The sequence below is a fragment of the Actinoplanes sp. NPDC020271 genome (genome assembly GCF_044388125.1).
Taxonomy (GTDB): Bacteria; Actinomycetota; Actinomycetes; order Mycobacteriales; family Micromonosporaceae; genus Actinoplanes.
In genome coordinates, this window is the sequence record NZ_JBIRWQ010000002.1 from 378759 (window position 1) to 401859 (window position 23101).

23 protein-coding genes are annotated in these 23101 nt (G+C 70.9%); 6 read left to right on the forward strand and 17 right to left on the reverse strand.

Annotated elements, in window-relative coordinates; all coding sequences use genetic code 11:
• Nucleotides 1-1020, reverse strand: a complete 1020-nt coding sequence (locus ACH442_RS05450; RefSeq protein WP_396336691.1) for a FecCD family ABC transporter permease — start codon at nucleotides 1018-1020, stop codon at nucleotides 1-3.
• Between the two features lie 93 nt (nucleotides 1021-1113).
• Between ACH442_RS05450 and ACH442_RS05455 the strand changes: the two genes are divergently transcribed.
• On the forward strand, nucleotides 1114-2154 hold the full coding sequence (locus ACH442_RS05455) for an ABC transporter substrate-binding protein (RefSeq protein WP_396336692.1): 1041 nt from the start codon (nucleotides 1114-1116) through the stop codon (nucleotides 2152-2154).
• 71 nt (nucleotides 2155-2225) lie between these two features.
• On the opposite strand, the gene ACH442_RS05460 is transcribed toward ACH442_RS05455, so the two are convergent.
• The 10 genes from ACH442_RS05460 to ACH442_RS05505 form a co-directional block, all read right to left on the reverse strand.
• Nucleotides 2226-3446 (reverse strand): MBL fold metallo-hydrolase, encoded by a 1221-nt coding sequence (locus tag ACH442_RS05460; RefSeq protein WP_396336693.1) that lies wholly within the window; start codon nucleotides 3444-3446, stop codon nucleotides 2226-2228.
• 87 nt (nucleotides 3447-3533) lie between these two features.
• Nucleotides 3534-3884 carry an MmcQ/YjbR family DNA-binding protein gene (locus ACH442_RS05465; protein WP_396336694.1) on the reverse strand — a complete coding sequence of 117 codons (351 nt, stop codon included), beginning with the start codon at nucleotides 3882-3884 and terminating at the stop codon, nucleotides 3534-3536.
• Between the two features lie 113 nt (nucleotides 3885-3997).
• The gene (locus tag ACH442_RS05470; RefSeq protein WP_396336695.1) at nucleotides 3998-4627 is read right to left on the reverse strand and encodes an SRPBCC family protein; all 630 of its coding nucleotides are present in this window, start codon (nucleotides 4625-4627) and stop codon (nucleotides 3998-4000) included.
• Nucleotides 4624-4980 (reverse strand): ArsR/SmtB family transcription factor, encoded by a 357-nt coding sequence (locus ACH442_RS05475; RefSeq protein WP_396336696.1) that lies wholly within the window; start codon nucleotides 4978-4980, stop codon nucleotides 4624-4626. Before ACH442_RS05475 ends, ACH442_RS05470 begins: the two co-directional genes overlap by 4 nt.
• Nucleotides 4981-5108: 128 nt before the next feature.
• Nucleotides 5109-6602, reverse strand: coding sequence for a cellulase family glycosylhydrolase (locus ACH442_RS05480; protein ID WP_396336697.1), 1494 nt, complete (start codon nucleotides 6600-6602; stop codon nucleotides 5109-5111).
• A 96-nt stretch (nucleotides 6603-6698) separates the two neighbouring features.
• The gene (locus ACH442_RS05485; RefSeq protein ID WP_396336698.1) at nucleotides 6699-7145 is read right to left on the reverse strand and encodes a hypothetical protein; all 447 of its coding nucleotides are present in this window, start codon (nucleotides 7143-7145) and stop codon (nucleotides 6699-6701) included.
• Between the two features lie 47 nt (nucleotides 7146-7192).
• On the reverse strand, nucleotides 7193-8212 hold the full coding sequence (locus ACH442_RS05490; RefSeq protein ID WP_396336699.1) for an ABC transporter ATP-binding protein: 1020 nt from the start codon (nucleotides 8210-8212) through the stop codon (nucleotides 7193-7195).
• A 73-nt stretch (nucleotides 8213-8285) separates the two neighbouring features.
• Entirely contained in the window at nucleotides 8286-9095 is an 810-nt protein-coding gene (locus ACH442_RS05495) for an ABC transporter permease (RefSeq protein WP_396336700.1), read from the reverse strand.
• Nucleotides 9065-9985, reverse strand: coding sequence for an ABC transporter permease (locus ACH442_RS05500; RefSeq protein ID WP_396336701.1), 921 nt, complete (start codon nucleotides 9983-9985; stop codon nucleotides 9065-9067). The genes ACH442_RS05495 and ACH442_RS05500 overlap by 31 nt, the downstream gene beginning before the upstream one ends.
• Nucleotides 9978-11105, reverse strand: a complete 1128-nt coding sequence (locus tag ACH442_RS05505) for an ABC transporter substrate-binding protein (RefSeq protein ID WP_396336702.1) — start codon at nucleotides 11103-11105, stop codon at nucleotides 9978-9980. The genes ACH442_RS05500 and ACH442_RS05505 overlap by 8 nt, the downstream gene beginning before the upstream one ends.
• Before the next feature lie 240 nt (nucleotides 11106-11345).
• Between ACH442_RS05505 and ACH442_RS05510 the strand changes: the two genes are divergently transcribed.
• Both ACH442_RS05510 and ACH442_RS05515 read left to right on the forward strand, forming a co-directional pair.
• Complete coding sequence (locus ACH442_RS05510; RefSeq protein WP_396336703.1) at nucleotides 11346-12275, forward strand: hypothetical protein; 930 nt, start codon at nucleotides 11346-11348, stop codon at nucleotides 12273-12275.
• Nucleotides 12276-12322: 47 nt separating this feature from the next.
• Complete coding sequence (locus ACH442_RS05515; RefSeq protein ID WP_396336704.1) at nucleotides 12323-12856, forward strand: GNAT family N-acetyltransferase; 534 nt, start codon at nucleotides 12323-12325, stop codon at nucleotides 12854-12856.
• A 164-nt stretch (nucleotides 12857-13020) separates the two neighbouring features.
• Here the strand turns inward: ACH442_RS05515 and ACH442_RS05520 are convergent, their stop codons facing one another.
• Nucleotides 13021-13422: an SRPBCC family protein gene (locus tag ACH442_RS05520; protein WP_396336705.1), complete on the reverse strand. Its 402-nt coding sequence runs from the start codon at nucleotides 13420-13422 to the stop codon at nucleotides 13021-13023.
• 79 nt (nucleotides 13423-13501) lie between these two features.
• On the opposite strand from ACH442_RS05520, the gene ACH442_RS05525 reads away from it, so the two are divergent.
• On the forward strand, nucleotides 13502-14059 hold the full coding sequence (locus tag ACH442_RS05525) for a hypothetical protein (protein ID WP_396336706.1): 558 nt from the start codon (nucleotides 13502-13504) through the stop codon (nucleotides 14057-14059).
• Nucleotides 14060-14273: 214 nt separating this feature from the next.
• Here ACH442_RS05525 and ACH442_RS05530 read toward each other — a convergent pair whose 3' ends face one another.
• A complete protein-coding gene (locus tag ACH442_RS05530; protein WP_396336707.1) occupies nucleotides 14274-15071 on the reverse strand; it encodes a class I SAM-dependent methyltransferase in 798 nt (265 codons plus the stop codon).
• 84 nt (nucleotides 15072-15155) lie between these two features.
• Between ACH442_RS05530 and ACH442_RS05535 the strand changes: the two genes are divergently transcribed.
• Nucleotides 15156-15563: an FUSC family protein gene (locus ACH442_RS05535; protein ID WP_396336708.1), complete on the forward strand. Its 408-nt coding sequence runs from the start codon at nucleotides 15156-15158 to the stop codon at nucleotides 15561-15563.
• Here ACH442_RS05535 and ACH442_RS05540 read toward each other — a convergent pair.
• Nucleotides 15464-15919, reverse strand: a complete 456-nt coding sequence (locus ACH442_RS05540) for a hypothetical protein (protein WP_396336709.1) — start codon at nucleotides 15917-15919, stop codon at nucleotides 15464-15466. The two genes, ACH442_RS05535 and ACH442_RS05540, sit on opposite strands and share 100 nt — an antisense overlap.
• A gap of 102 nt (nucleotides 15920-16021) precedes the next feature.
• Entirely contained in the window at nucleotides 16022-17548 is a 1527-nt protein-coding gene (locus tag ACH442_RS05545) for a M28 family metallopeptidase (protein ID WP_396336710.1), read from the reverse strand.
• A 169-nt stretch (nucleotides 17549-17717) separates the two neighbouring features.
• Here ACH442_RS05545 and ACH442_RS05550 point away from each other — a divergent pair, with 169 nt between their 5' ends.
• Complete coding sequence (locus ACH442_RS05550) at nucleotides 17718-19163, forward strand: ATP-binding protein (protein WP_396336711.1); 1446 nt, start codon at nucleotides 17718-17720, stop codon at nucleotides 19161-19163.
• Nucleotides 19164-19204: 41 nt separating this feature from the next.
• Here ACH442_RS05550 and ACH442_RS05555 read toward each other — a convergent pair whose 3' ends face one another.
• Together ACH442_RS05555 and ACH442_RS05560 are read right to left on the reverse strand one after the other, a co-directional pair.
• On the reverse strand, nucleotides 19205-21439 hold the full coding sequence (locus tag ACH442_RS05555) for a putative bifunctional diguanylate cyclase/phosphodiesterase (RefSeq protein ID WP_396336712.1): 2235 nt from the start codon (nucleotides 21437-21439) through the stop codon (nucleotides 19205-19207).
• A 30-nt stretch (nucleotides 21440-21469) separates the two neighbouring features.
• Nucleotides 21470-23074, reverse strand: a complete 1605-nt coding sequence (locus ACH442_RS05560) for an acyl-CoA dehydrogenase family protein (RefSeq protein WP_396336713.1) — start codon at nucleotides 23072-23074, stop codon at nucleotides 21470-21472.
• Nucleotides 23075-23101 lie beyond the last annotated feature (27 nt).

The window sequence follows — 23101 nt, forward strand, 5'->3', positions numbered from 1 at the left end:
TCATTTGGCAACTCGCACCAGGTAGAGGAACAGGGGGCCGCCGAGCACCGCCGTCACCACGCCGACCTGCAGCTCACCGGGGCTGCCGAGGACCCGGCCGAGCACGTCCGAGCCGACCAGCAGCACCGGCGCGAGCACCGCGGTGTAGGGCAGCATCCAGCGCAGATCCGGCCCGGTGAACGGCCGGACCAGGTGCGGGATCAGCAGGCCGACGAAGACGATCGGGCCGCACGCCGCGGTCGCCGCACCGCAGAGCAGGGTCACCGCGACGATCACCATGGCACGGATCAGGCCGGGCCGGGCGCCGAGCGCGCGCGCCGCGTCGTCACCGAGCGACAGCGCGTTCAGCGGGCGGGCCGACAGCAACGCGATGATCACGCCCGCCGCGATGAACGGGGTCAGCCGCTCCAGCGTGTCGAAGTCCGCGCTGGCCAGGGATCCGACCGTCCAGAATCGTACCTTCTGGATCGATGCGGTGTTGCCGAGCAGAACCGCGCTGACGTACGAGTAGAGCGCCGCGTTGAGCGCCGCACCGGCCAGTGCCAGCCGCGCCGGGGTGGCCGCGCGACCGCCACCGACGGCGTAGACCAGCGCCGTGACCACGGCCGCCCCGCCCAGCGCGAACCACACATACCCGGAGAAGGTCGCGACGCCGAAGAACGCCGCCGACGTGGCGACGGCGGCCGACGCCCCGGCGTTGATCCCGAGCAGCCCCGGGTCGGCCAGCGGATTGCGGGTCAGCGCCTGCATGATCGCCCCGGCCAGGCCGAGCGCCAGCCCGACGAGCAGGCCCAGCAGCGTCCGCGGCAGCCGCATCTCGTGGACGATCCGGTAGTACGGCGAGCCGGCGTCGACCAGGCCCGACCACACTTCGGCGGGGGAGAGGAGCCGCGCCCCGAAGCCGATGCCGAGCACCAGCACCGCGGCGAGCGCGGCCAGCGCGACCACGAGGCCCGCAGCGCGGCGGACGCGCAGGTCGGGAAGGGTGTCTATGGTGGACAGTGGGGTGCTCCCGTTCACATCCGGCGGATCCTGGTGACGCGCTTGCCGGTTCGTTAGGTTAGCCTAACCATTCAGTCGGTCGAGTGACCGGCCCCTTGTCCTGCGAAAGATGTGAGCATGTCTTTTTCCTCTCTGCCCCTGTCCCGTCGCGGCCTGCTCGCCGCCGGTGGCGCCGCTGTCGCCGGCGCGGTGCTGAGCGCGTGCGGCAGTAAGGACGACGACACGTCCGCGCCGGCCTCGACCGCCGCCGCCTCCGGCCCGTGGACGTTCACCGACGACCAGCCCAAGGAGCTGAAGGCGGACAAGGCGCCGGCCAAGATCGTCGCGTTCACCGGCACCGCCGCCGCCCTGGCCGACCTCGGCCTGCAGGACAAGATCGTCGGCGTCTTCGGCGAGACCAAGAAGGCCGACGGCACCGCCGAGGCGCAGGCCGGCTCGCTCGACATCAACAAGGTCCAGATCGTCGGCAACGCGTGGGGCGAGTTCTCCGTCGAGAAGTACGCCGCGCTCACCCCCGACCTGCTGGTCACCCACCAGTTCGACCCGGGCGCGTGGTGGTACGTGCCGGACGAGTCGAAGGACAAGATCCTCGCCGTCTCCCCGAACAACGCCCTGATCACTGTCGGCCGCGTCCCGCTGAACAAGCCGATCGAGCGCTACGCCGAGCTGGCCAGGTCCCTCGGCGCCGACCTGAACGCTCCGAAGGTCGCCGAGGCCAAGGCCCGCTTCGAGAAGGCCGCGCAGGACCTGAGCGACGCCGCCAAGGCCTCCGGCGGCATCAAGGTCCTCTTCGGCTCCGGCGCCGCCGACGTCTTCTACGTCTCCAGCGCCGCGGTCAGCTCCGACCTGATGTACTTCAAGGAGCTCGGCGTCGACCTGATCATGCCCGAGGTCAAGGGCCAGGACTACTACGAGTCGCTGAGCTGGGAGAACGCCGACAAGTACCAGGCCGACATCATCTTCCTGGACGCGCGCACCGGCACGCTTCAGCCGTCCGACCTGGCGTCGAAGCCGGCCTGGAACGCGCTGCCCGCGGTCAAGGCCAACCAGGTCTTCCCGTGGCAGGCCGTCCCGATCTACTCCTGGAACGGCGCGGCGCCGCTGGTCGAGGCGATCACCGCCGCGATCAAGAAGTCCAAGAAGCTCGCCTGATCCCTCCCCTGTGGCCGCCGCCGGTGCTCCCTGCTCCGGTGGCGGTCGCCGTATTGCCGGCCGGGTCGCGGTCAGCCCGCGCGGGTCACCACGTCACCGGACCAGTGCAGCGCGCCCCGATCGGCCAGGTAGCGCACGTGCGCCATCGTCTCGGCCACCGCGCCGACCCGCATCGGCCCGATCTCCGCCCACGGCCGTGACCAGGTCAGCTCCGACGCCAGCGCCCAGATCCCGGGCGCGCCCAGCCGCTCGACCGTCGCCACGATCTCCGCACAGCGCTCCTCGTGATGCGCCCGCAGCTGCCGCGCCCGAGCCGCGACGCCCCGGAACCGGTACTCATGAGCGGGCAGCGCCTCCACCTCGTCGTACGCGGCGACTTTGCCCAGCGACTCCAGGAATGCCTCCAACGGTGACGAACCGGGCCGCTGCAACCCGATGTTCGGACTGATCCGCGGCAGTAGATGATCGCCGGTGAGCAGCACCCCCGCCTCCGGCTCCAGCAGGCAGATGTGCCCCGGCGTATGTCCCGGCGTCCACACCACGGTCAGCTTGCGTCCCTTGACCGGAACCACGTCCCCGTCGTCGAGCAGCACATCCGGCTGGGCCGGCGCCGCCAGCCGATGCCGCCCGATCGTCCCGGCCAGCACCGCGATCTCGTCCTCCGGCACGTGATGCGCCCGCAGCCACTCGGCCGGCGAACCACCCGGGGTCAGCGCATCCCGCTCGGCCGGGTGCATGGCGATCCAGGCGCCGGACTGCTGCAGCCGCTTCGAGAGCCCATGATGATCCGAGTGCACGTGCGTGACCACGACACCCCGCACGTCGCCGACCCCGCCACCGGCCGCGGCCAGGCCGTGCTCGAGTGCGGCCCAGCCCTCGTCGCTGTCCCACCCCGGATCCACCACGACCAGCCCGTCGTCCCCGGGAATCAGGTAACACAGCGTGTACCGCAAAGGGTTGTGCGGAATCGGCACCGGCACCGACCAGATCCCACCGCCCACCTGCCCCGCCCCCGGCAGCCCCGCCCCCGACACCCCACGGCCCTGCCCGGCCCCGATCCCGCGATCCCCTCGCCCGGTCGCCGTCTCGCGGCCGGTCTGCCCGGTGGCGGTCCCGCGGTCGTCCTGCTGGGTCACGTTCCCGTGGTCCGGTCGCCCGGTCGCGGCCCGTGACGTCCAGACGCCGTCGGCGAGGTGCTCCACCGGCGGCAGCTCGCGCACTTTCCAGGCCTCACGCTGCGCGACACCGGTCACGACGATGGCGTCGCCGCCCGCACGAACCACCGCTGCCATCCGAACCCCGTTTCCTAGACGACTCTTGTCTAGGAAACCGACCCTATGCTGATCAAAACCCGCACGGCAACGAAGGCGGCCCGCGACCTACTCCGCGGCGGGCCGGTCCTTCTTCGGCAGTGTTGCCACGACCGCGTCGTAGGAGGCGTCGACCGCTTCGAGGATCTCGTCGTCGGGGATCGCGCCCCGCAACTGCAGCGTGTTCCACCCGTGCCGCCCGATGTAGGCGCTGGCCGTGGCGTCCGACGGGTACCGCACCAGCCACTCGTCGGCCAGGTCGCGCCCCTTGCCGCATTTCACGCCCACGGTCGTGCCCGTGCTGCCGAGGAACGCGAAGATCTTCGTCCCGACCTTGGCGACGAGGTCCCCTTCCCAGGGTTCGTCCGGCCAGGCGCCAGGCTTCGCGAGACAGTACTGCCGCAGTTTCTCCCCGTCCATACCGCACGGCTTACGCCGTCCACCCCGCAGAATCAACCCCGGGGCCGCCGGAAGTGGTGACGGGCTCGCGCGGGATTGTCACGGGCGGCACTTCGGCGACGTACGCGCAGGAATCAAGAGCCGGTGTAAGCGGCGAACGTCGCGGCAGCACGCGTCTCCGCCTCCGCGGGTGCTGTCCCCGCGGCGACGTCGGCCGCCGCCCACGCCGAACTGCTCAACCGGATGAAGCGTTTCCCCTCGTCGGACACCATCCACGCCATGATCGCCTCGTTGTCGCGCGGTGCGGACGGCGCCGCGAGGTGCATGGCGAGGCCGAGCAGGCCGGAGTCCCAGCCCACCCCGACCGCGCCAGGGCCGAACCGGCCCCAGTGGTCGTCGACGTGCGCGGTGTGTTCGAGGGTGAATCGGGTCCGCCCGTCGCCCTCGGGCGTCAGGCGCACCTCGACCCAGCTGACGCCGCCGCCGAACTCCCAGGTGGCGGCGTACGAGTTCGGCTTGTCGCACGCGGTGATCGTCCCGCCGGCATTGCCCTCGAACTGGTACTTCCCGCCTTCGCGGAGCTCCCCGCTGATCGGCAGGAACCAGCGTTCGATGCGGTCGGCGACGGTCACCACGTCCCACATGTCGTCGAGGCCGGTGTCGTAGACCTGGCTGATGGTCAGCACCCGGGCCTCACCGGCTTCCAGGGTCCGGTCGCCGAGGGTGCGCTGGACGTTGCTGATCTGCTCGGTCACGTCGATCATCGATGCTCCTCCAGGGTGTCGGCGGCCAGTCGCCGCTGCCGTTTGCCGCGGGCGACCTCGGTGGCCATCGCGGTGAGGTGCGGCGTCCAGAATCGCCGGAATCGGCTCAGCCATTCGTCGGCCTGTCGCAGCGCGGTGTCGTCGACGGCGTAGAGCCGCCGGGCGCCGGCCGGCCGGACGGTGGCGAAGCCGTTGTCCCGCAGCACTTTCAGGTGTTGCGACACGGCCGGCTGGGAGATGCCGAACTCGGCGCGGATGACCGCGGTCACGGCGCCGGACGTCTGCTCACCGTCGGCGAGCACTTCCAGGATCCGGCGGCGAACCGGGTCGCCGAGCACGTCGAACGCATGCACAGGAACACCCTATCAGAGTGGACTTATATAAGTAGCGTCTTAGTAAAAGTCGAACCGGGCCGAGGTAGGGTCTCGGCCCGGTTCCGATGATCCGCACGCAGGGGAGGGCGGATCAAAGATCAAGATCGTCAGAAGTCATCCGCCGTACGGATCCGGGAGCGGATCAGCCGGCCCGACTCGGTGAGGACACCGGTGCCGGAGAACGTCCCGGAGGCGCACGCGCCCGGTTTCAGGATCGAACTGCCCTCACTCTTGTCGGCGAAGTTCCAGTTGGCGTAACTGATCTTCAACTTGTCCAGCAGGTCGAGCCAGGCAGTGGTGCCGGCGGTGTCGACCGCGCCGTCGCCGGAGGCGCTGACCGTGCCGAACTCGGTGACGAACAGCGGGAGCCTCGCCGCCGCGCTGGTGACCTCGGCCCGGTAGTTGTCCTTGTGCGACGCCGCGTAGAAGTGGAACGCGTACATGATGTTGGACGCGTTCACCGGGTTGCCGACGATCTCGGCCGACGACGAGCCCTCGGAGACGCCCAGCGACGACCAGCCGCGGGTGCCGACGATGACGATGCCGTCCGGGTCGTTCGCCCGGATCACCGGGATGACCTGCTCGGCGTAGCTCTTGATGCTCGCCCAGGAGACGCCGTTCGGCTCGTTGGCGATCTCGTAGATCACGTTCTTCTTGTCCGCGTTGCGCGCGGCCACCTTGGCGAAGAACTCCTTGGCCCGGGCCAGGTTGTAGTTCGGGTCACCGGGGTTGAGGAGGTGGAAGTCGATCAGCGCGTACATGCCGCGCGCCTCGGCCGCGTCGACCAGGCTGTTCACCCTGCTGGTCTGTCCACTCGGGTCGGACTCGTAGCCGCCCTCCTGGACGTACATCGCGATCCGGAACAGGTCGGCGTTCCAGTCGGTGGCCAGCGCGTCCAGCGCCGAGCCGGGGTAGCAGCCGGGGAACCAGTGGATGCCGTGGCTGCTGACGCCGCGCAGCTGGATCTTCTTGCCGGAGGCGTTGCACAGGTTCGTCCCGCACACCTTGAGCTGCCCGTTGATCGCCAGCGGGGTCGAGCCCGCGGAGGTGGCGGCCGGCTCGGGGAAGGCCGAGGTGGTGGTCGGCCGGGGGGAAGCCGAGGTGGTGGTCGCGGCGGGAGAGGGCTGGGGGGAGGCCGGCGTGGTGGTGGGCGCGACGGTCGGTGACGTGGTGGAAGCGGTGGCGGACGGGACCCCGGTGGACCCGGTGAGGCCCGTGCACGCCACGCCGTTGACCGTGCACGACGTGGGCCGCCCGGTCCCGTTCACCAGGAAACCGAAGCCGGCCGACGCCCCTGCCGCGATCGACGCGTTCCACCCGGCCGGCGTGAACGTGAACGTCTGCCCGGAGGCGGCGAGTGTCGCGTTCCAGGCCTGGCCGACCGTGGACCCGGAGGGGAGCGTCAGCTCGACCTTCCAGGTGCTGATCGAGGAGGACGACGGGTTGCTGACCGTCACCTCGCCCTGATAGCCCGAGCTCCACGCGTTCGTCACCGTGAACGAGGCGGCCTCCGCGCTCGCCGGCAGGGCGAAGAACGCCACTCCGGAGACAGTGGCGACGGCGCACGCCGAGGCCAGGATAAGCTTGAGACTACGCTTCAACGCTTCGTCACCTTTGGGGGAAGGTCATGGGAGCGCTCCCATGCGGGGGTGACGACTGTAACCCGCCCTCGGACACGTGTAAACAGCGCCCCCGGATCAATCACATCGCCACGGCCGGCGCGGCCGTGGCGAGTGGGCCGGGGCGGGAACGGCAGCGGCCGCCGCGGCGAGGGCCGCGGCGGCCACTCCCGCGTCCTTGAGATCGGCCGGGTCCCGGGTCACCTGGTGACGCAGCAACAGCGACTGCCACTGCCGCCGCCAGGCGCGCACGGCCAGCTCGGTCCCGGGGTCGGCGACGAGCACCATGCACCCGGCCGCGTCCACCAGCGCGTCCCAGTCGGCGAGGTCCCCGGAGGCCTCGGCCCGTTCCTGGAGCAGGTCGAAGAGCACACCCCACCCGATGACCAGGTCGGGATGACCCGCCGGGGCCCCGTGCAACAGCCGGTAGATCTCGTCAATGGCGTGCTGGAGGCCCCGCGGGTGTCCCGAGTCCGCCGTGAACGCCACGACGAGGGCCGTGTGGATGAACTCCTCGCCGTCCATAACCAAACGGTAGACGTGGATACGCCCGGGTCAAGCCCTATGTAGATTCACTCGGCGGCGACCGGGACCGGACGCAGCTCCAGCCGCACCGCGGTGCCCGGGGCCAGTTCGGGCAGCTCACCACTGGCCACCTGGGCAACCACCAGTAGATCACCGACGGTGACCGTGACCCGGCTCGTCGGGCCGAGGAAGCTGGCCGTCAGCACCCGCCCGGCCCCGTCCGGATCAGGCACGACGCCGATCGACTCGGGCCGGACCAGCGCCGTGGCGGCCCCGCCGGGGTGCGGCGCGACCAGCGGCAGGCGGCTGCCCAGCACCTCGATCGCCGTGCCCTCGACGGTGCCCGGCAGCCGGTTGCTGAGCCCGACGAAATCAGCCACGAACGCGGTCGCCGGGCGCAGGTAGACCTCGGCCGGGGCCGCGAGCTGCTCCAGTTTCCCGGCCTTCATCACGCCGACCCGATCGGCGACGGCGAGCGCCTCCTCCTGGTCATGGGTGACGAACAGCGTGGTGGTGCCGACCTCGGTCTGGATCCGGCGGATCTCGTCGCGCAACTGCAACCGCACCTTGGCGTCGAGCGCGGAGAGCGGCTCGTCGAGCAGCAGCACGGTCGGCTCGATCGCCAGGGCCCGGGCCAGCGCCACCCGCTGCTGCTGGCCGCCGGAGAGCTGGCTGGCGTACCGGGTGGCGTGCGTCGAGAGCCCGACCAGGTCGAGCATCTCCTGGGCGCGGCCGGCCGCCTTCTTCCGGCCGCGCAGGCGCAGCCCGAACTCGACGTTCTGCAGTGCGGTCAGGTGCGGGAACAGGCTGTACGCCTGGAACACCATGCCCATGTCGCGTCTGTTGGCCGGCAGCCGGGTGACGTCCCTGCCGTCGACCAGCACCTGCCCGGCGTCCGAGTCCTCCAGCCCGGCGAGCACCCGCAGCGCGGTGGTCTTGCCGCAGCCGGACGGGCCGAGCAGCGCGATGAACTCGCCCGGCGCGATCTCCAGGTCGAGGTCGTCGAGGGCGTGAACGGTGCCGAACGTACGGCGAAGCCCCTTCAGATGTACGGCGACGCCACTCATGCTGTCACCGCGGCTGCGCTCCGGCGCCGGCATGAGTGGGGAACCGAGCGTGATGATTCGCTCGCAAGCTCGCTCATTTCTTTGCCTTTCGCGAAGAGCCCACCAGAGAAAGCAGGAGAAGCAGGACGAACGCCAGCAGCAGCGCGGTCAGCGAGACGGCGACCGACACGGTGGCGCTGCTCTTGCCCAGGAACTCGATGGCGACCTGCAGGTTCGTACGGTGCAGGAGGGAGGCGATGGTGAACTCGCCGAGCACCAGGGCCACGGTCAGGAACGCCGCGGACAGCACCGCCGAGCGGATGTTCGGCAGCACCACCCGCCACATCACCGTGAACCAGCCCGACCCGAGCCCCCGGGCGGCCTCGGCCAGCGTCTTCACGTCGATCGCGGACAGTCCCGCGTCGATCGCGCGATAGGCATAGGGCAGAACCAGAACGGTGTACGCGAACACGAGCGTCAGTGACGATCCACCGACGAAGTAGTTGACCCAGGCGTAGACCGGCGCGAGCCCGACGACCAGCACGATCGCCGGGATCGTCAGCGGCAGCAGGCACAGGAACTCGACGAGCCGGCGGATCCGGGGCAGTCGCAGCCGCACCCAGATCGCGGTCGGCACCAGCAGCACCAGCATCAGCAGCGCGGTCAGCGCGGCCTGCTCCAGCGACGCGACGATGCCCTCGGCCAGAGCCGGGTACGTCTCGTTCAGCTTCGTCCAGTTCGCCAGCAGCGACCAGGTGCCGGGCTCGCGGGTGCTGAACTCGACCATGGCCGCCAGCGGCAGCGCGAAGAAGACGCCGAGCAGGACCAGCACGACCCAGCGGAAGGCGCGTTGCCTGGCCGCCCGGCGGGCGATCACCCCAGCCCCCGGTCCTGGTCGAGCCATCGCGCGGTCCTCTTCTGCAGCAGGGAGTAGAGGGTCATGACGACCGCCACGACGATGACCATGCCGAGCGCCATGGCCTTGCCGAGGTTGGCCTGACCGAGCACGACTTCGCTGGTCAGCGCACCCCGGATCTGCAACGGGATGATCGGGCTGCCTTGGCTGACCAGGGCGGCCGCCGTGGCGTACGCGGAAAAGGCATTGGCGAAGAGCAGCAGCGCGGAACCGAGGAAGGCGGGAGCCAGCAGCGGGCCGGCCACCCGGGTCCAGTACTCCCAGGTGGTGCCGCCGAGGCTCTCGGTCGCCTCCCGCCACTGCGGACGGATGCCGTCCAGAGCCGGCAGGAAGACGATCACCATCAGCGGGATCTGGAAGTACGTGTAGACCAGCACCAGCCCCGGCAGCTCGAACAGCCAGACGCCGTTGGCGAAGATGTTCAGCCCGGCGTGGTCCTGCAGCCAGATCGTGACGAAACCGGAGAGCCCGATGGTCGCCAGGAACGCGAACGCCAGGGTGACGCCGCCGAACTGGGCGAGCACGCCGGAGAGGGCGGTCACCGTGCGGCGCAGGACGCCGTCGGGGCGGGCGGTGCTCACGGCGTACGCGAGAAGGGCTCCGAAGACCGCGCCGAAGAGCGCGCTGAGAGCGGAGAGCAACACCGAGCGGCCGAAGGCCTGGATGATGTACGCGTCACCGAGGGCACCGATGTTGTCCACGGTGAAGCCGTGGCCCCCGTCGCCGGTGAACGCCCCGATCGCCACCACCAGGGTGGGGATGATCAGGAAGATCGTCACGTAGGCGAAGAACGGGACCGTGCCCAGCAGGGAGGCGGCGCCCCGCAGCCGCGACCCGGGGGCCACGCGCTGCGGAGCGGCTTGCGCGAGCTCAGCCAACAGTCTTGGCCCAGTTCGCGGCCAGGTAATCCTTCGCCTTCTTGGTCTGCTCCTCGGTCGGGACGACCGGGGTGCCGGTGACCTGCGGCAGCGCCGCGAAAGCGGTCTTGTCGATCGTGCCGGCCTTGTTCATGGCCTCGGCCCGGACCGGGCGGGCGCCGCCCTTGAGCCACAGGTTCTGGCCCTCGTCGGAGAAGAGGAACTCCTCCCACAGGCGCGCGGCGGCGGGGTGCGGGGCGCCCTTGTTGATCGCCTGGTTGTAGTACGAGCCGAGCACGGCGTTGTCCGGGACGACCACCTTCCACGTCGGGACCTTGGCGGTCTGCGCGGCGTTCAGGTAGTCCCAGTCGAAGACGACCGGGGTCTGGCCGGACTTGATCGTCGCGTCGGTCGGGTCGACCGGGAGGAAGTTGCCGGCCGTCTTCAGCCGGCCGAAGAAGTCGACACCCTTGGCGATGTCGTCGGCGGTGCCGCCCTGCGCGATCGAGACGGCCTGCACGGCGCCGAACGCGGAACCGGCCTGGGTCGGGTCGCCGTTGAGCGCGACCTTGCCCTTGTAGTCGGGCTTGAGCAGGTCGGCGACGCCGGTCGGGGCCGGGACCTTGGCGCTGTCGTAGCCGATCGACATGTAGCCGCCGTAGTCGTTGACGTAGAGGCCGGTCGCCTCCTTCTGCGAGTCGGCGATGTCGGCCCAGGTCGCCACCTTGTAGGGGGCGAACCGGGCGGTATTCGCGGTGGCCACCGAGGCGCCGAGGTCGAACACGTCGGGCGCGGTGTCCTGGCCCTTGAGCTGGTCCGCGGCGTTGATCTCGTCCTGACTGGAGCCGTCCGGCTGCGCGGAGTTGACCTTGATGCCGTACTTGTCGCCGAACGCCTTGATGATCTCGCCGTAGTTCGCCCACGTCGGGGGCAGCGCGATCACGTTCAGCGCGCCCTCCTTCTTGGCCGCGGCGACGAGGGCGTCCAGGCCACCCAGGTCCTGGGCGCTGGTCGCGGTGGCGGCGCCGGTCCCGCCACTGGCGGCGTCGTCCGACTTCTTCTCCGGCGGGGAGCAGGCGGTGACCGCGGTTATGGTGACGGCCGCCACGGTGACGACGACCGAGCGATGGAGCTTTCGCACTGTGTTCCTCCTTCTGCGGTGCCGTGACCGGACCGCGCTGGTGGATCATGAAAGTGCTGGGTGGAGGGAAGGCGTACGCGGCAAGGCGGCTCGGCGACATCTTCACAGCTCCCCGGGTCTCGATTATGCGTGCGCGATCACCTGATCGAAAGCGGTCTCTGAGTACGGATTCCGGGTGATCGATCGGTGATTCATACTGAGATCCGCTCGGGCCTACCTGTGACACGGGGAAATATGAAGATGAACCAGCACGACGACAGCGATCCTCTGGCGAGCCTCGAGGACTGGGCCCGCAAGACCGAGCGCAAGGTGCGGCGGCAGCGGCGTCTGGGCGGGTTCGCGGCAAAACTCCGGTACGTCGTCCCGGCCGCCGTCCTCGTGGCCCTGATCGTAGCGGCGGTCCCGCTGGTCCGCTCGGTGTGGCCGCAGGAGAAGGCCGCCGCTCCGGCGCCCACCGTCGACGGCGTGACCGCGACGACCTCGGCCGGCGCGGCGCCGACCGGCCCGTTCGACGGCACGGCGGCCGCCGGTTACCCGATCGGCGCGAAGGGGATCACGCTGCCGGCGGCCAAGGAGGTCACCGGGTTCACCGCCGTCGAGGTGGGCGCGGACCTCCGGAAAGTTCGTGACGCGCTGGTGGCCGGGCGGTTGGACCCGCACATGACGGTGGAGCACCGGGCCGACGAATTCCTCGCGCTGCTGGCTCCGACCTCCCGTGCGCAGATCGCGAAATGGTTCAAGAGCAGTGCTTTCGCCACCCTGGCCACCTGGATCGACCCGAAGGTCAAGCTGGACCCGGTGAACCAGCCGCGGGTCAGCGGGCGGGTGACCTACAAGTCGGTGTCCGAGAACGGCCGGAACACTCTGCGGGTGACGACCAACTTCGTCTGGGTGTACGCGTTCCAGGGCGAGTTCGCGTGGCGTCCGCTCGCCGTGCAGCACGACGAGATCACCTGGGACTTCCCGGAGACGGGCAACCTGCGGGCCGCCGACAAGGGGATGTGGGTCCACGGAACCCACAGTTACGGCGCCTGGATCGACTGCGCGGCGGCCGACAAGGGGCTGGTCGCGCCGACCCCGAAGGGTGACGGCGGCGGGGTGAACACGGAGGATCAGGACTCCCTGGCCGAACCGGACCACCCTCTCGACGTCGGCGACGACTGTCACTGAGTTTCCGGTTCTTCCCGTTGCAAGCGTTTGCGGGTCTAATGGGAAAGATGGGTGACAGTACAGAGTGGACGGACATCCGGCGGGGCGGCGCTGATGACGTCGACGCCGTGATGGCGCTGCTCGACGGCGCGGTGCAATGGCTCACCGCGCGCGGGCGCACCGGTCAGTGGGGCAGCGAGCCGCTCTCCGGCAGCCGCCGGCTGACCACGCTCATCTCCGAGATCGCGGCCGACGGGGGACTGCACCTCGCGGTGCGCGGCGAGACGATCGTCGGAGCGCTCGGGGTCGGCCAGCCACCGGCGTACGTGTCTCCGGCCTCCGAGCCCGAGCTCTACATCGTGCTGCTGGTGACCGATCGCGATCACCGCGGCGAAGGGCTCGGGCGGCGGCTGCTGGCCTACGCCCGGCGGCTCGCGGTCGCCTCCGGGGCCGGCGTGATGCGCGTCGACTGCTATGCCGGGGACGACCGGGCGCTGGTCGGCTACTACGAGCGGCAGGGATTCACCGCGACACAGCGGTTCACCGTGCCGCAGGGTGACCAGACCTGGCCCGGCCAGGTCCTGGAACAGCGCCTCGGCTGACCCCGTCAGGCGACCCCGGGGCGGGTGCGGCGCAGGCCGGGCCGGACCAGCCGGATGCCGGCGACCCTGCCGGGCCGGCACAGCGGGCCGCGCGGTGCTCACCTACCTGCGCGACAGCGCCCTGCGCCCCTGGGCTCAGCCCCGCGTGATCCGCGGGACAGAACCTAGCTCTCCAGGATCCGTTTGAGTGCCGCCAGGTCGGTGGCGACGGCCGCGGCATCCCTGTCGAACTCGTCGTCGGTCATGCCCGGCGCGCGGCGCACGGTGAAGACCACCTCGGCGTTCTCGCCGTCGGCGACCACCCGGAACGGGATGTGGACGATCCGGCCGCCGGGCAGGTGCACCTCGTGGTCGAGCACCCCGAGATCGTTGCGGCCGGTGAAGACCACCTCGGCCGTCCCGCCGCCCCCGGGCACGTCGACGAACCAGCGGCCCTCCTCCTGCCGCACCGAACCGCCCAGACCTGGCGCCCAGTGCGCGAGGTTGGCCGGGTCGGCGGCGTACTCGTACACCACCCGGGCCGGGCGGTCGATGTGCTCGGTCACGTGCCGGGACTCGGTAGGCATCACCTGATCCTGCCACTCAGGGGAACTGAACAGCGGGCGGCCGGTTCCCTACTCACCGGTTCGGTGCGAGGATGCGCGCATGCACGTCGTGTTCGTCCGCGGCCCCACCGGATCGACCGTCGCCACCGTGCACCGTGCCGACGGCGTCTCCCTCCTGCTGCCCGGCTACGACCGTAAGTTCCGCGTCCCGCACGACCTCGCGCACTACGCCACCGAGCGGGCGCTCGAGATGTCCGGCGGCGTGTTCGGCGCCATCGCGGCCGGCGGCGTCTTCGACAACATGCGCGTGATCGCCGGCAAACCCCGGCACGACGCGGCCGCCCGCAGCAAACGCGTCCTCGACGCCCACCGCCACACCCTGACCCTGGCCGAACTCCTCGCCGGCGCCGTCCACCGCGCTGTCGAGGACGAGGCCGTCGACCTCCTCCCGGTCCTGCTCCGCAACGCGTGGAACAGCCGCGGCACCGACCCGTTCCCGTGGACCGACGACCACGTCCGCGAGGCCGGCCGCACCCTCACCGACCTGGCCGTCGAGTGGGAGGCCCGGAGCACGGTCAAGGTCACCTGGCCCGAGCACCTCGTCGCCCGGCTCCCCGGGGCCCGCGGCATCCACCGGGGCCGCCGCGGCCGCACCTGACCGCCTCCACCCCGACGACCTTCCCACCCCCTTTTCCCGTACGTCCTCCCGGCGCGGCGATCCACTCCGGACCCGGCGGCGCGGAGTGGCCGGTGGTGTCCCGCCGGCCGCCGAGCCGAACGGCCGCCAAGAGCGGAGCAGGGGCGCCGAGTGGCCGGTGGTGTCCCGCCGGCCGCCGAGCCGAACGGCCGCCGAGAGCGGAGCAGGCGCCCCGTCAGCTCTTCGTGCCGAGGACGAGGAGGTGGGCGCTGACGCCGACCAGGTCGGGTTCGGTGCTGTAGACGCGGGCGAGCTGGAGCGCCGCGTCGAAGATCTGGGCGGCGGCCGGGCCGGTCTGCGCCGCCTCGGCCGCGGGCCACGCCGGGCCTTCGACGCCGTGGATCGTGGCGTCGGGGAGGCCGGCCTCGCGGCACTCGTCGCGGAGTTCGGCGACGCGGTGGAAGTAGGCCTCGGTGAAGCCGATCGTCGTGTCGTTGACGCCGTCGCCGGTGAGGCGGCGGGCCTCGGCGACCGTGCGGTGGTCGAAACGGCCGGTGGCGGCGAAGTCGATCGGGCCGGCGAACCGTCCGATGGCCGCGATCGCGACCGGGCCGCCGGCGCGGGTCACCCGGATCGCCTCGCGGATCGCGCGGACCCGGTCGGCCCGCTCCTGCAGGTGGTAGAGGGGGCCGAGGAGCAGCGTGGCGTCGTACGACCCGTCCGGCTCGGGCAGCTCGCGGGCGTCGCCGACCACCGCGTCGATCGGCGGTGCGCCGGTGCGGGCCTGCTCGACGTGGGCCGGCACGATGTCGACCAGGCGGACCAGGTGACCGTCCTGGATCAGTTCCCGGGCGTACGCGCCGGGGCCGCCACCGACGTCGAGAATCCGGGCCGGCGCGGCCGGCAGCACCTCGCGCAGCAGTTCCAGCGTGCGGATCCGCTCCAGGCGGGCCTGGGGGCGCCGGTCCAGGCGCCTCGCCTCGTCGTACCGGCTCTCGTAGAAATCGATGATCTCCGTGGTGACCTTGTCCATGGCAGCATCCTGGCGGACGCCGCAGCACCCGGCGACCCCATGACGACGTGCGACACGTTTCCACTGGCCGGAAGGAATGACGGGTTGCGCACCCGGGGGCGGCCCTGTCGTGCGTGCGGGCCGGTGGTCGCGGCCGGGGTGCTGGCGCTCGACCTGGACGCGTACCCGGCGGTGCCGGTCCTCGCCGTCCTGCAGATCGCGACCGAGCTGGTGATCGGGCGGCACCGCGGGGTGGCGATGGTCGTCATCACGCCGCCGGCCCTGCCGATGAACCAGCTGGCGGCGCCGCGGCCGATCGGTCAGCTGCTGTGGGACCGTGGGGTGGAGACGGTGATCGGCGCGGCCGTCGCGTGCGCGGTGATCCTGCTCGCCGCCCGGCAACGCCCCGCCGATCAAAGACTTTCGATCCGCCTACGGATGTCGTCCTCGGCCGCGAGCAACGCGCGTGGCGGCCCCGGGCTGAACACGCCGCCCGGCCGCCGGAACACGTAGCACGGGATCACCTCGAACGTCCGCTCCCCGGCGCGGACCCGGAGGAACCAGCGGTAGTAGTCCCCGTCCCGCTCGATGCCGGTGATCTCGTCGAGCGGGATCCGGTAGCTGCTCGTGATCCAGTGCTGGGTCACCGCCTCGTCGTCGACCACGGTCCGCCGGCGCAGACTCAGGACCGGGAAGGCGACCAGCACGACGTAGACCAGGATCAGGAACGGCGCCTTGGTCGCGGCCGCGATGGCCTCCTCGCCGAGCACCTGGGCCAGGGCGCCGCCGAAGGACGCGGTCAGGACGACGACGATGACGGCGAACTGCCACGAGACGTACCGATGGATTCGTGTCCCGGTCGCCGGCATGGGCCCATCCTGCCGCACCGGGGCAACGGGACCGGCCCCCGCCGGACGGGGCAGGGACCGGCCCCCGCCCGGTCGGGGCAGGGGCCGGAATCTCGATCGGGGTCAGCCGACGAGGTGGTCGCCCTTGTACGGCAGTTTCTGCGCGGCGGCCCGAGCCGCGGCCCGCAGGCTGCCGTCCGGGTAGAAGCCGGTCTTGGTCAGCGCCAGCGTCAGCACCGCGTGCGCGGCACCGTCACTGAGCTGGGACAGCACGGTCGGGTCGAGGTTGTTGATGTTGTCGCAGGCCTGGTGGTAGCAGGAGTCGTACGGCGCGCCGGCGACCCCGCCGTACACCGTCGCCTGCTCCGCCGTCTTCTCGCCCTCGGCGCCGCTGAACAGTCCACCGGCCGGAATGCCGGCGTCGATGAACGGCCCGTAGTCGCTGCGCCCGTCGAACGCGGTCGGGTCGGTGGCCAGCCCCTGGCCGGTGAAGTACTTCGTGAACAGCGCCTCGATCTGGTCCGAGCCGTACGGCCCGGAGGCGCCGGTGGCCGAGCCGTCACCGTCGTAGACGAAGCGCACGTAGTTCGGCGATGCCACCATGTCGAAGTTCAGGTTCGCGAAGATCTGCGTGAGCTCGGTGTCCGACAGGTTCGCCACGTAGTGCTCCGAGCCCAGCAGCCCGGACTCCTCGGCGCCCCAGAACGCGAACCGGACCTTCTGCCGCGGCTTGATCTTCAGCTTGGCCATCTGGACGGCGATCTCCAGGTTCTGCGCCGAGCCGCTGCCGTTGTCGTTGATGCCCGGCCCGGCCACCACCGAGTCCAGGTGCGAGCCGACCACGAGGACCTTGTCCGGGTTCCCGCCCGGCGAGTCCGCGATGATGTTGCTGGTGGTGGCGTTCGCGTTGACCTCGGTGCTGGTCCGCACCCGCAGCGTCACCGCGCCGGCCGCGACCTGCGCGGCGAGCGCGCTGCCGTCCTCGAAGCTCAGCCCGACGACCGGGATCGCGCCCGGACCGCCGAGAGTGCCTTGGAACAGTTCGGTCCGGCCGGGCTGGCCCTCGTTGAAGATGATCGCCGCGTCGTACCCGGCGGCGGCCGCGTTCGCCGCCTTGACCGCGAAGTCGCAGCCACCACGCTGGATCAGCGCGATCTGCGGCGCGGTGGCCGAGGCCGGTGTGAAGTCCTCCGGCTGGCACCCGGCCGTCGAACTCGGGGCCGGGGCCGGCGGCAGGACGTTGTCGAGCGCGGCCACGACCTGGCCGGTCACGTCACCGGTGGCCGAGTAGTCGTAGGTGACCGTGGTGTAGGCGGGCCCGGCCGGGGAGACCCGGGTGAGCTGCGCCGGGGCGAGTTCCCGGTAGAACGGGAAGGTGAACTTCTGCTCGGTGACCTTGTAGCCGGCCTTCTTCAGCACACTCGAGACGTACGCGGCGCTGGCCGCGAAGCCGGGCGTGCCGGAGGCCCGGGTGCCGCCGTTCTGGTTCGCGATCCGCTGCAGGACGCGCTCGTGGCCGAGGATCCCGGCCACCGTCACGGCGTCACGCAGCTTCTTGGTGCTGATCTCGTCCACCGCGCTCGCCTGCTGAGGGATCAGCGAGACGACGAGGGCGGCGGCGAGTGGGACGGCAAGTGTCCGTTTCCGCAACGTTCTTCCTCCACATTCGACAACTGCGACGGCCGTGAACTGCCGCCGGGGTCGCCGGCCGCGCCCACGGCATCGAGGGTGATCAGCATCGGCAGATTAACCGAGATGAATGGGCATGTGGAAGCGCCGGCGTGTCACTCTGGGGAAAGTCGGAAAGCGGAGGAAATCCATGCACGACGAGATTTTTGAGTACGCGGGAGCCACCGTCACCCTGGTCGACGCGTCCACGGTCCTGGCCGCGGCCCGCGTCAACCCGGTCGAGCTCGTCCACCACGCCGACTGGCCCTCGCCGGTCCAGCGGGTCGACGTGACCGTGTCGAGCCTGGAGACCACGGCCGGCCCGATGCACGTCTTCGTCGCCCGCATCCATGCCGGCGCCGAACCGATGACCACCGAGCGGATGCGCAGGATGGTGCTCGGCCACGACCCGCTCGGCGTGCTCCTCTCCAAACGCATCGCGGACGGCGACCCGGTCGCGACCCGCATCGTCGACGGCGTGGGGTCAGCGGCCGCCGCGGCGTACCGCAAATTGGGTCTGGACAAGCCGACCGGCCCGGCCGGGAACCGTGGGCCGGGAACCTTCGCCGACGCCGGGGTCGGTCTGCAGGCCGAGACCGGCGTCGAAGCGAACGGCGACGTGATCCGGCTGCGCTCCGAGGTGCCGCGCGACGAGGTGACCGCGAACCACCTGCGCGCGTTCGTGACCCTCACCCTGCAAGCGGTCAGTGAACTGACCGAGCCCGGGGCGCTGCGCGGCCGCCGGTACGTGTTCAGCCGCGAAGCCACCCCGCCACCCGCCCCCGTCACGACGCAGGAGGTCACGCTCGACATGGTCGGCGGGCTCGCGGACCTCGTCGGTGAGCTGCGCCAGATCGCCGTGTCGTTCCGGCACCCGGAGGCGATGGCCCGGTGGGGCGCCCGCCGTCCGCAGGGCATCCTGATGTACGGCCCGCCCGGTACCGGCAAGACGATGCTGTCCCGGGCCCTCGCCAACGAGATCGGCGCCGACTTCCGCGAGATCCGCACCCCGGAAATCCTCGACAAGTGGCTCGGCGGCTCCGAACGCAACATCAAACAGATCTTCCGCGACGCCCGGCGCTACCGGGTGCCGACGCTGATGCTCTTCGACGAGTTCGACTCGATCGTCAGCTATGCCGGAGCGGGTGGGGACGCGGCCAGCCAGGCCCTCAACGCGGTCGCCGGCATCTTCAAGCAGGAGATGAACGACCTGTTCGAGGCGAACCCGAACGTGATCGTGGTGGCGACCACGAACTTCCCGCAACGGGTCGACGAATCACTGATCAGATCCGGACGCTTCGACATCAAGATCAGTGTGCCGCGGCCGGACGAGGTGAGCCGGTCGGAGATCTTCCGCAAGATGATCGAAGGGTTGGTAGCGGCGCACGAACGTGGCGGCTTCCGGATGTTCGCGACGGATCTGGATGTGGCGGCGCTCGGCGTGGCCAGCACCGGGATGACCGGAGCGGACATCAAAGAGGTGCTGCGGCGGGTGCAGATGACCAAGGCGATGCAGGAGGCCCGGACCGGCTCGGCCGAACCGATCTCCCAGCAGGAATTGCTGGCCGCGGTCCGTGACCTGCGTGGGCACGTGTAGCCGGCTGGTGTGCGGGGGCGCGCGGCGTCGGCCGGGGCGCGTCAGGCGGAGGTCGGCAGGCCGAGCCTCACCTGCGTGAACGGGTCGGGGACGGGGCGGCCGAAGTGGTAGCCCTGGGCGCGGCGGTACCCGAGCCGGTGCAGCGCCTCGGCCTGCTCGGCGGTCTCCACTCCCTCGGCGACCGCGATCAGTCCGAGGCCGTCGGTCAGCTGAATCAGCGATGAGGCGATCACCGCGTGCCGATCGGAAACGGTCACGTTCTCGACGAACGACTTGTCGACCTTGAGGATTGTGACGGGGACGGACTGGAGGACGCCGAGCGACGAGTGCCCGGTGCCGAAGTCGTCGAGGGCGATCGCGATGCCGAGTTCGTGCAGTTCCCGGACGGCCCGGACGGCGACGCCGCCGCCGAAGACCGTGGTTTCGGTGATCTCGACGACGAGCTGGTGCGGGCTGACCCCGGTCTCGGCGAGGATCGCGGCGACGGAGTCGACGAAGCCCGGTTCGGCGAGCTGGCGGGCGGAGACGTTGACGCCGACGTGCCGGGGCGCGACGCCGCGGGTCAGCCACGTGCGGTACTGCCGGCAGGCCGTCCGCAGGATCCACTGGCCGAGTTCGATGATCAGGCCGTTGCGTTCGGCGACGGGGATGAAGTCGGCCGGGCTGACCAGGCCGCGTTCCGGGTGCTGCCAGCGGATCAGGCTCTCCACGGCCACGGCGTCACCGCTGGGCAGCTCGACGATCGGCTGGTAGACGAGGAAGAACTCGCCGCTGCCCAGGGCGGCGCGCAGATCGGCGCCGAGGCGGGCCTCCTCGCCGGCCTGGGAGTCCAGTTCGGCGGCGTACCAGCGGTGGCGGCGACCGCCGGCGGCCTTCGCGGCGTACATCGCCACGTCGGCGCGGCGCAGCATCTCGTCCTGGTCGACGTGCAGCTCGTCGCTGCCGGTGATGCCGATGCTCGCGCCGACCAGCAGGTCGTGGCCGCCGGCGTGGACCGGGAACCGGATGGTGGTGTGCAGCCGGTCGGCGAGTTCGTCGCACCGGTCCTGGTCGCAGCCGGGCAGCAGGATCGCGAACTCGTCGCCGCCCATCCGTGCGACCAGCGCGCTGTCCGGGAGCGTGTCGGCGATCCGGTGCGCGATCACCACGAGCAGTTCGTCGCCGACCGCGTGCCCGAACCGGTCGTTGACCGCTTTGAAGCCGTTCAGGTCGAGGAGCAGCACGTACGGCGAGCCGGCGGCCAGCGCCGTGGTGAGCCGGCGTTCGAAGCCGCGCCGGTTGGCGAGCCCGGTCAGCTCGTCGTGCATGGCCAGGTCCTCGAGCTTGCCGGCCTGCCGCTGCACCTGCTTCACGAAACCCCAGGTGCGGGCGACGACCAGCAGGAACAGCACCATCGCGCCGGTGCCGATGCCGGCCCACGCGATCTTCGCCGGGTCCTGCAGGCCCTGCAGGAAGAGCAGGCCGGGCGCGAGGAGCGTGCAGGCGGCGAGCACGGCGAGGCGGCGACCCCCGACCTGGTACGGCTCGATCCCGGTCTGCGGGCGCTGCCGCATGCTGGGGTGAAGGGCCGAGGCACCCCAGCAGATGTACGCCATCAGGAACCCCGAGTCGACGAAACCACCCGTGTACTCGGCGGTGCTGGAGGCCGTCGTGTAGAACAGGTCCCCGGTCAGCATGATGCAGGACCCGAGGCCGAGCAGGCGCAGGCTCGGGGTGCGGTTCTCGGGGCGGGTGAACATCCGGGCGGCGGCCACGGTCAGCATCACGTCGCAGAACGGGTAGCCGATGGTGACGAACCGTTCGAGGATCGGCGTGCCGTGACCGGTGAGGGCGGGCCCGACCACGAACACCCAGTAGATCAGGCCGATCCCGGTGGCGATCACGGCCACGTCGAGCAGGGCGCCCCGGTCGCGGTCGCGGTTGCCGCGGCTGAGCCGGATCATGCCGGGGACCAGCAGGAACGGGTACGCGCAGAGGTACATCGCGTCGGCCCAGAACGGGTACGGGTACTCGCCCAGGCGCAGCTCGGTGACGTCGTACGTGATGTCGCCGGCGACCATCAGCGCCATGCCGGAGGCGAACAGCAGCCACGGCCGGCGGTGCTCGGGCCGGTTCCGGAAGATCCCGAGGAACGCCATCAGCACCGACGAGACCCCGACGGTGTTGACGTAGATCTTGGTGGGCGGCGTGTCGTCGGGCAGCAGCGGGAAGCACAGGGCGGCGACGGAGGCGAGGCCGAGCCACACCGCCCACAACCCGAGCCGCTTGTTGCGCACGTTCTGACATCGGTCCGGCGGCGCCCGAATTTAGGGTGCGGCGCGTTCCACGATCGCCGCGGTGTCCGTTCCCGGGGGAAGTGTCCCGAACGTATGACCCCAGTTCCCGTCGAGGCGGCTGGCGCAGAACGCGTCGGCGACCGGGGCGGGGGAGTGCCGGAGGAGCAGGGACGCCTGGAGCACCACCGCCATGCGCTCGATGAGCCTTCTCGCCCGTACCTCCCAGTCGTCCTGGTCCTTGAATTGATCTTTGAGCTCGCGCACGGCGGGGTCGAGGCGCGGGTCGGCGCCGACCTCGGCGAAGAACGCGTCGAGACTCTCCGGCGACCGCTGGATCGCGCGCAGCGCGTCGAGGGCCTGCACGTTGCCGGAACCCTCCCAGATTGAGTTGAGCGGCGCGTCGCGGTACAGGCGCGGCAGGCCGGACTCCTCGACGTAGCCGTTGCCGCCGAGGCATTCGAGGGCCTCGCCGACGACGGCCGGCTGCCGCTTGCAGACCCAGAACTTGCCGACCGGGATCGCGAGACGCCGGAACGCCTGCTCGGCGGCGTCGCCGCGGACGGCCCGGTCGACCGACCCGGCCAGCCGCATCGCGAGGACGGTGGCCGCCTCGGACTCCAGGGCCAGGTCGGCGAGCACGTTGCTCATCGCCGGCTTGCCGATCAGCGGACCGCCGAACGCCGACCGGTGCCTCGCGTGGTGGATGGCCTGGACGAGCGCGGCGCGCATCCCCGACGCGGAGCCGATCACGCAGTCCAGGCGGGTCATCGACACCATCTCGATGATCGTCCGGACGCCCTGACCCTCGCCGCCGACCAGCCAGGCGACGGTGTTGTCGAACTCCGGCTCGCTGGAGGCGTTGCTCCGGTTGCCGAGTTTGTCCTTGAGGCGCTGGATGCGGAACGGGTTGCGGGTGCCGTCCGGCAGCACGCGCGGGACCAGGAAGCAGGAGAGGCCGCCCGGCGCCTGCGCGAGAACGAGGAAGACGTCGCACATCGGGGCGCTGGTGAACCATTTGTGGCCCGTCAGCAGCCACTGCCCGTTGCTGAAGGTGGCGGTCGTGGTGTTGGCCCGCACGTCCGAGCCGCCCTGCTTCTCGGTCATGCCCATGCCGGCGAGCAGGCCACTCTTCGTCGCCGGGGTACGCAGGCCGGGGTCGTAGGAGCGGCTGGTCAGCAGCGGCTCGTAGACCGCGGCGAGCTCGGGGTTGTCGCGCAGGGCCGGGATCACCGCGTACGTCATCGAGATCGGGCATCCGTGACCGGCCTCGGTCTGCGACCAGGTGAAGAAGGCGGCCGCCCGGGCCACGTGCGCACCCGGCCGTGGGTCGGCCCACGCCGCCCCGGCCAGGCCTTTCTCGACGGCGACCTGCATCAGATGGTGCCACGAGGGGTGGAAGTCGACCTCGTCGATCCGGTGACCGTACCGGTCGTGGGTGAGCAGGCGCGGCTCGTGACGATTCGCCTCGCCGGCCCAGCGCAGCGCCTCCTCGCTGCCGGCGCGCAGCCCGATCTCGTGCAGGTCACCGGCGGCCCAGCCGGCACCCTCACGCTCCAGCGCGGCGGTGAGCGCGGCGTCGGCGGCGACGTCGAACCCGATCAGCGGCGGCGGCTGGTTGAACACCTCGTGGGTCACGCCGGAAATCTACTCCTCGGTAACCGG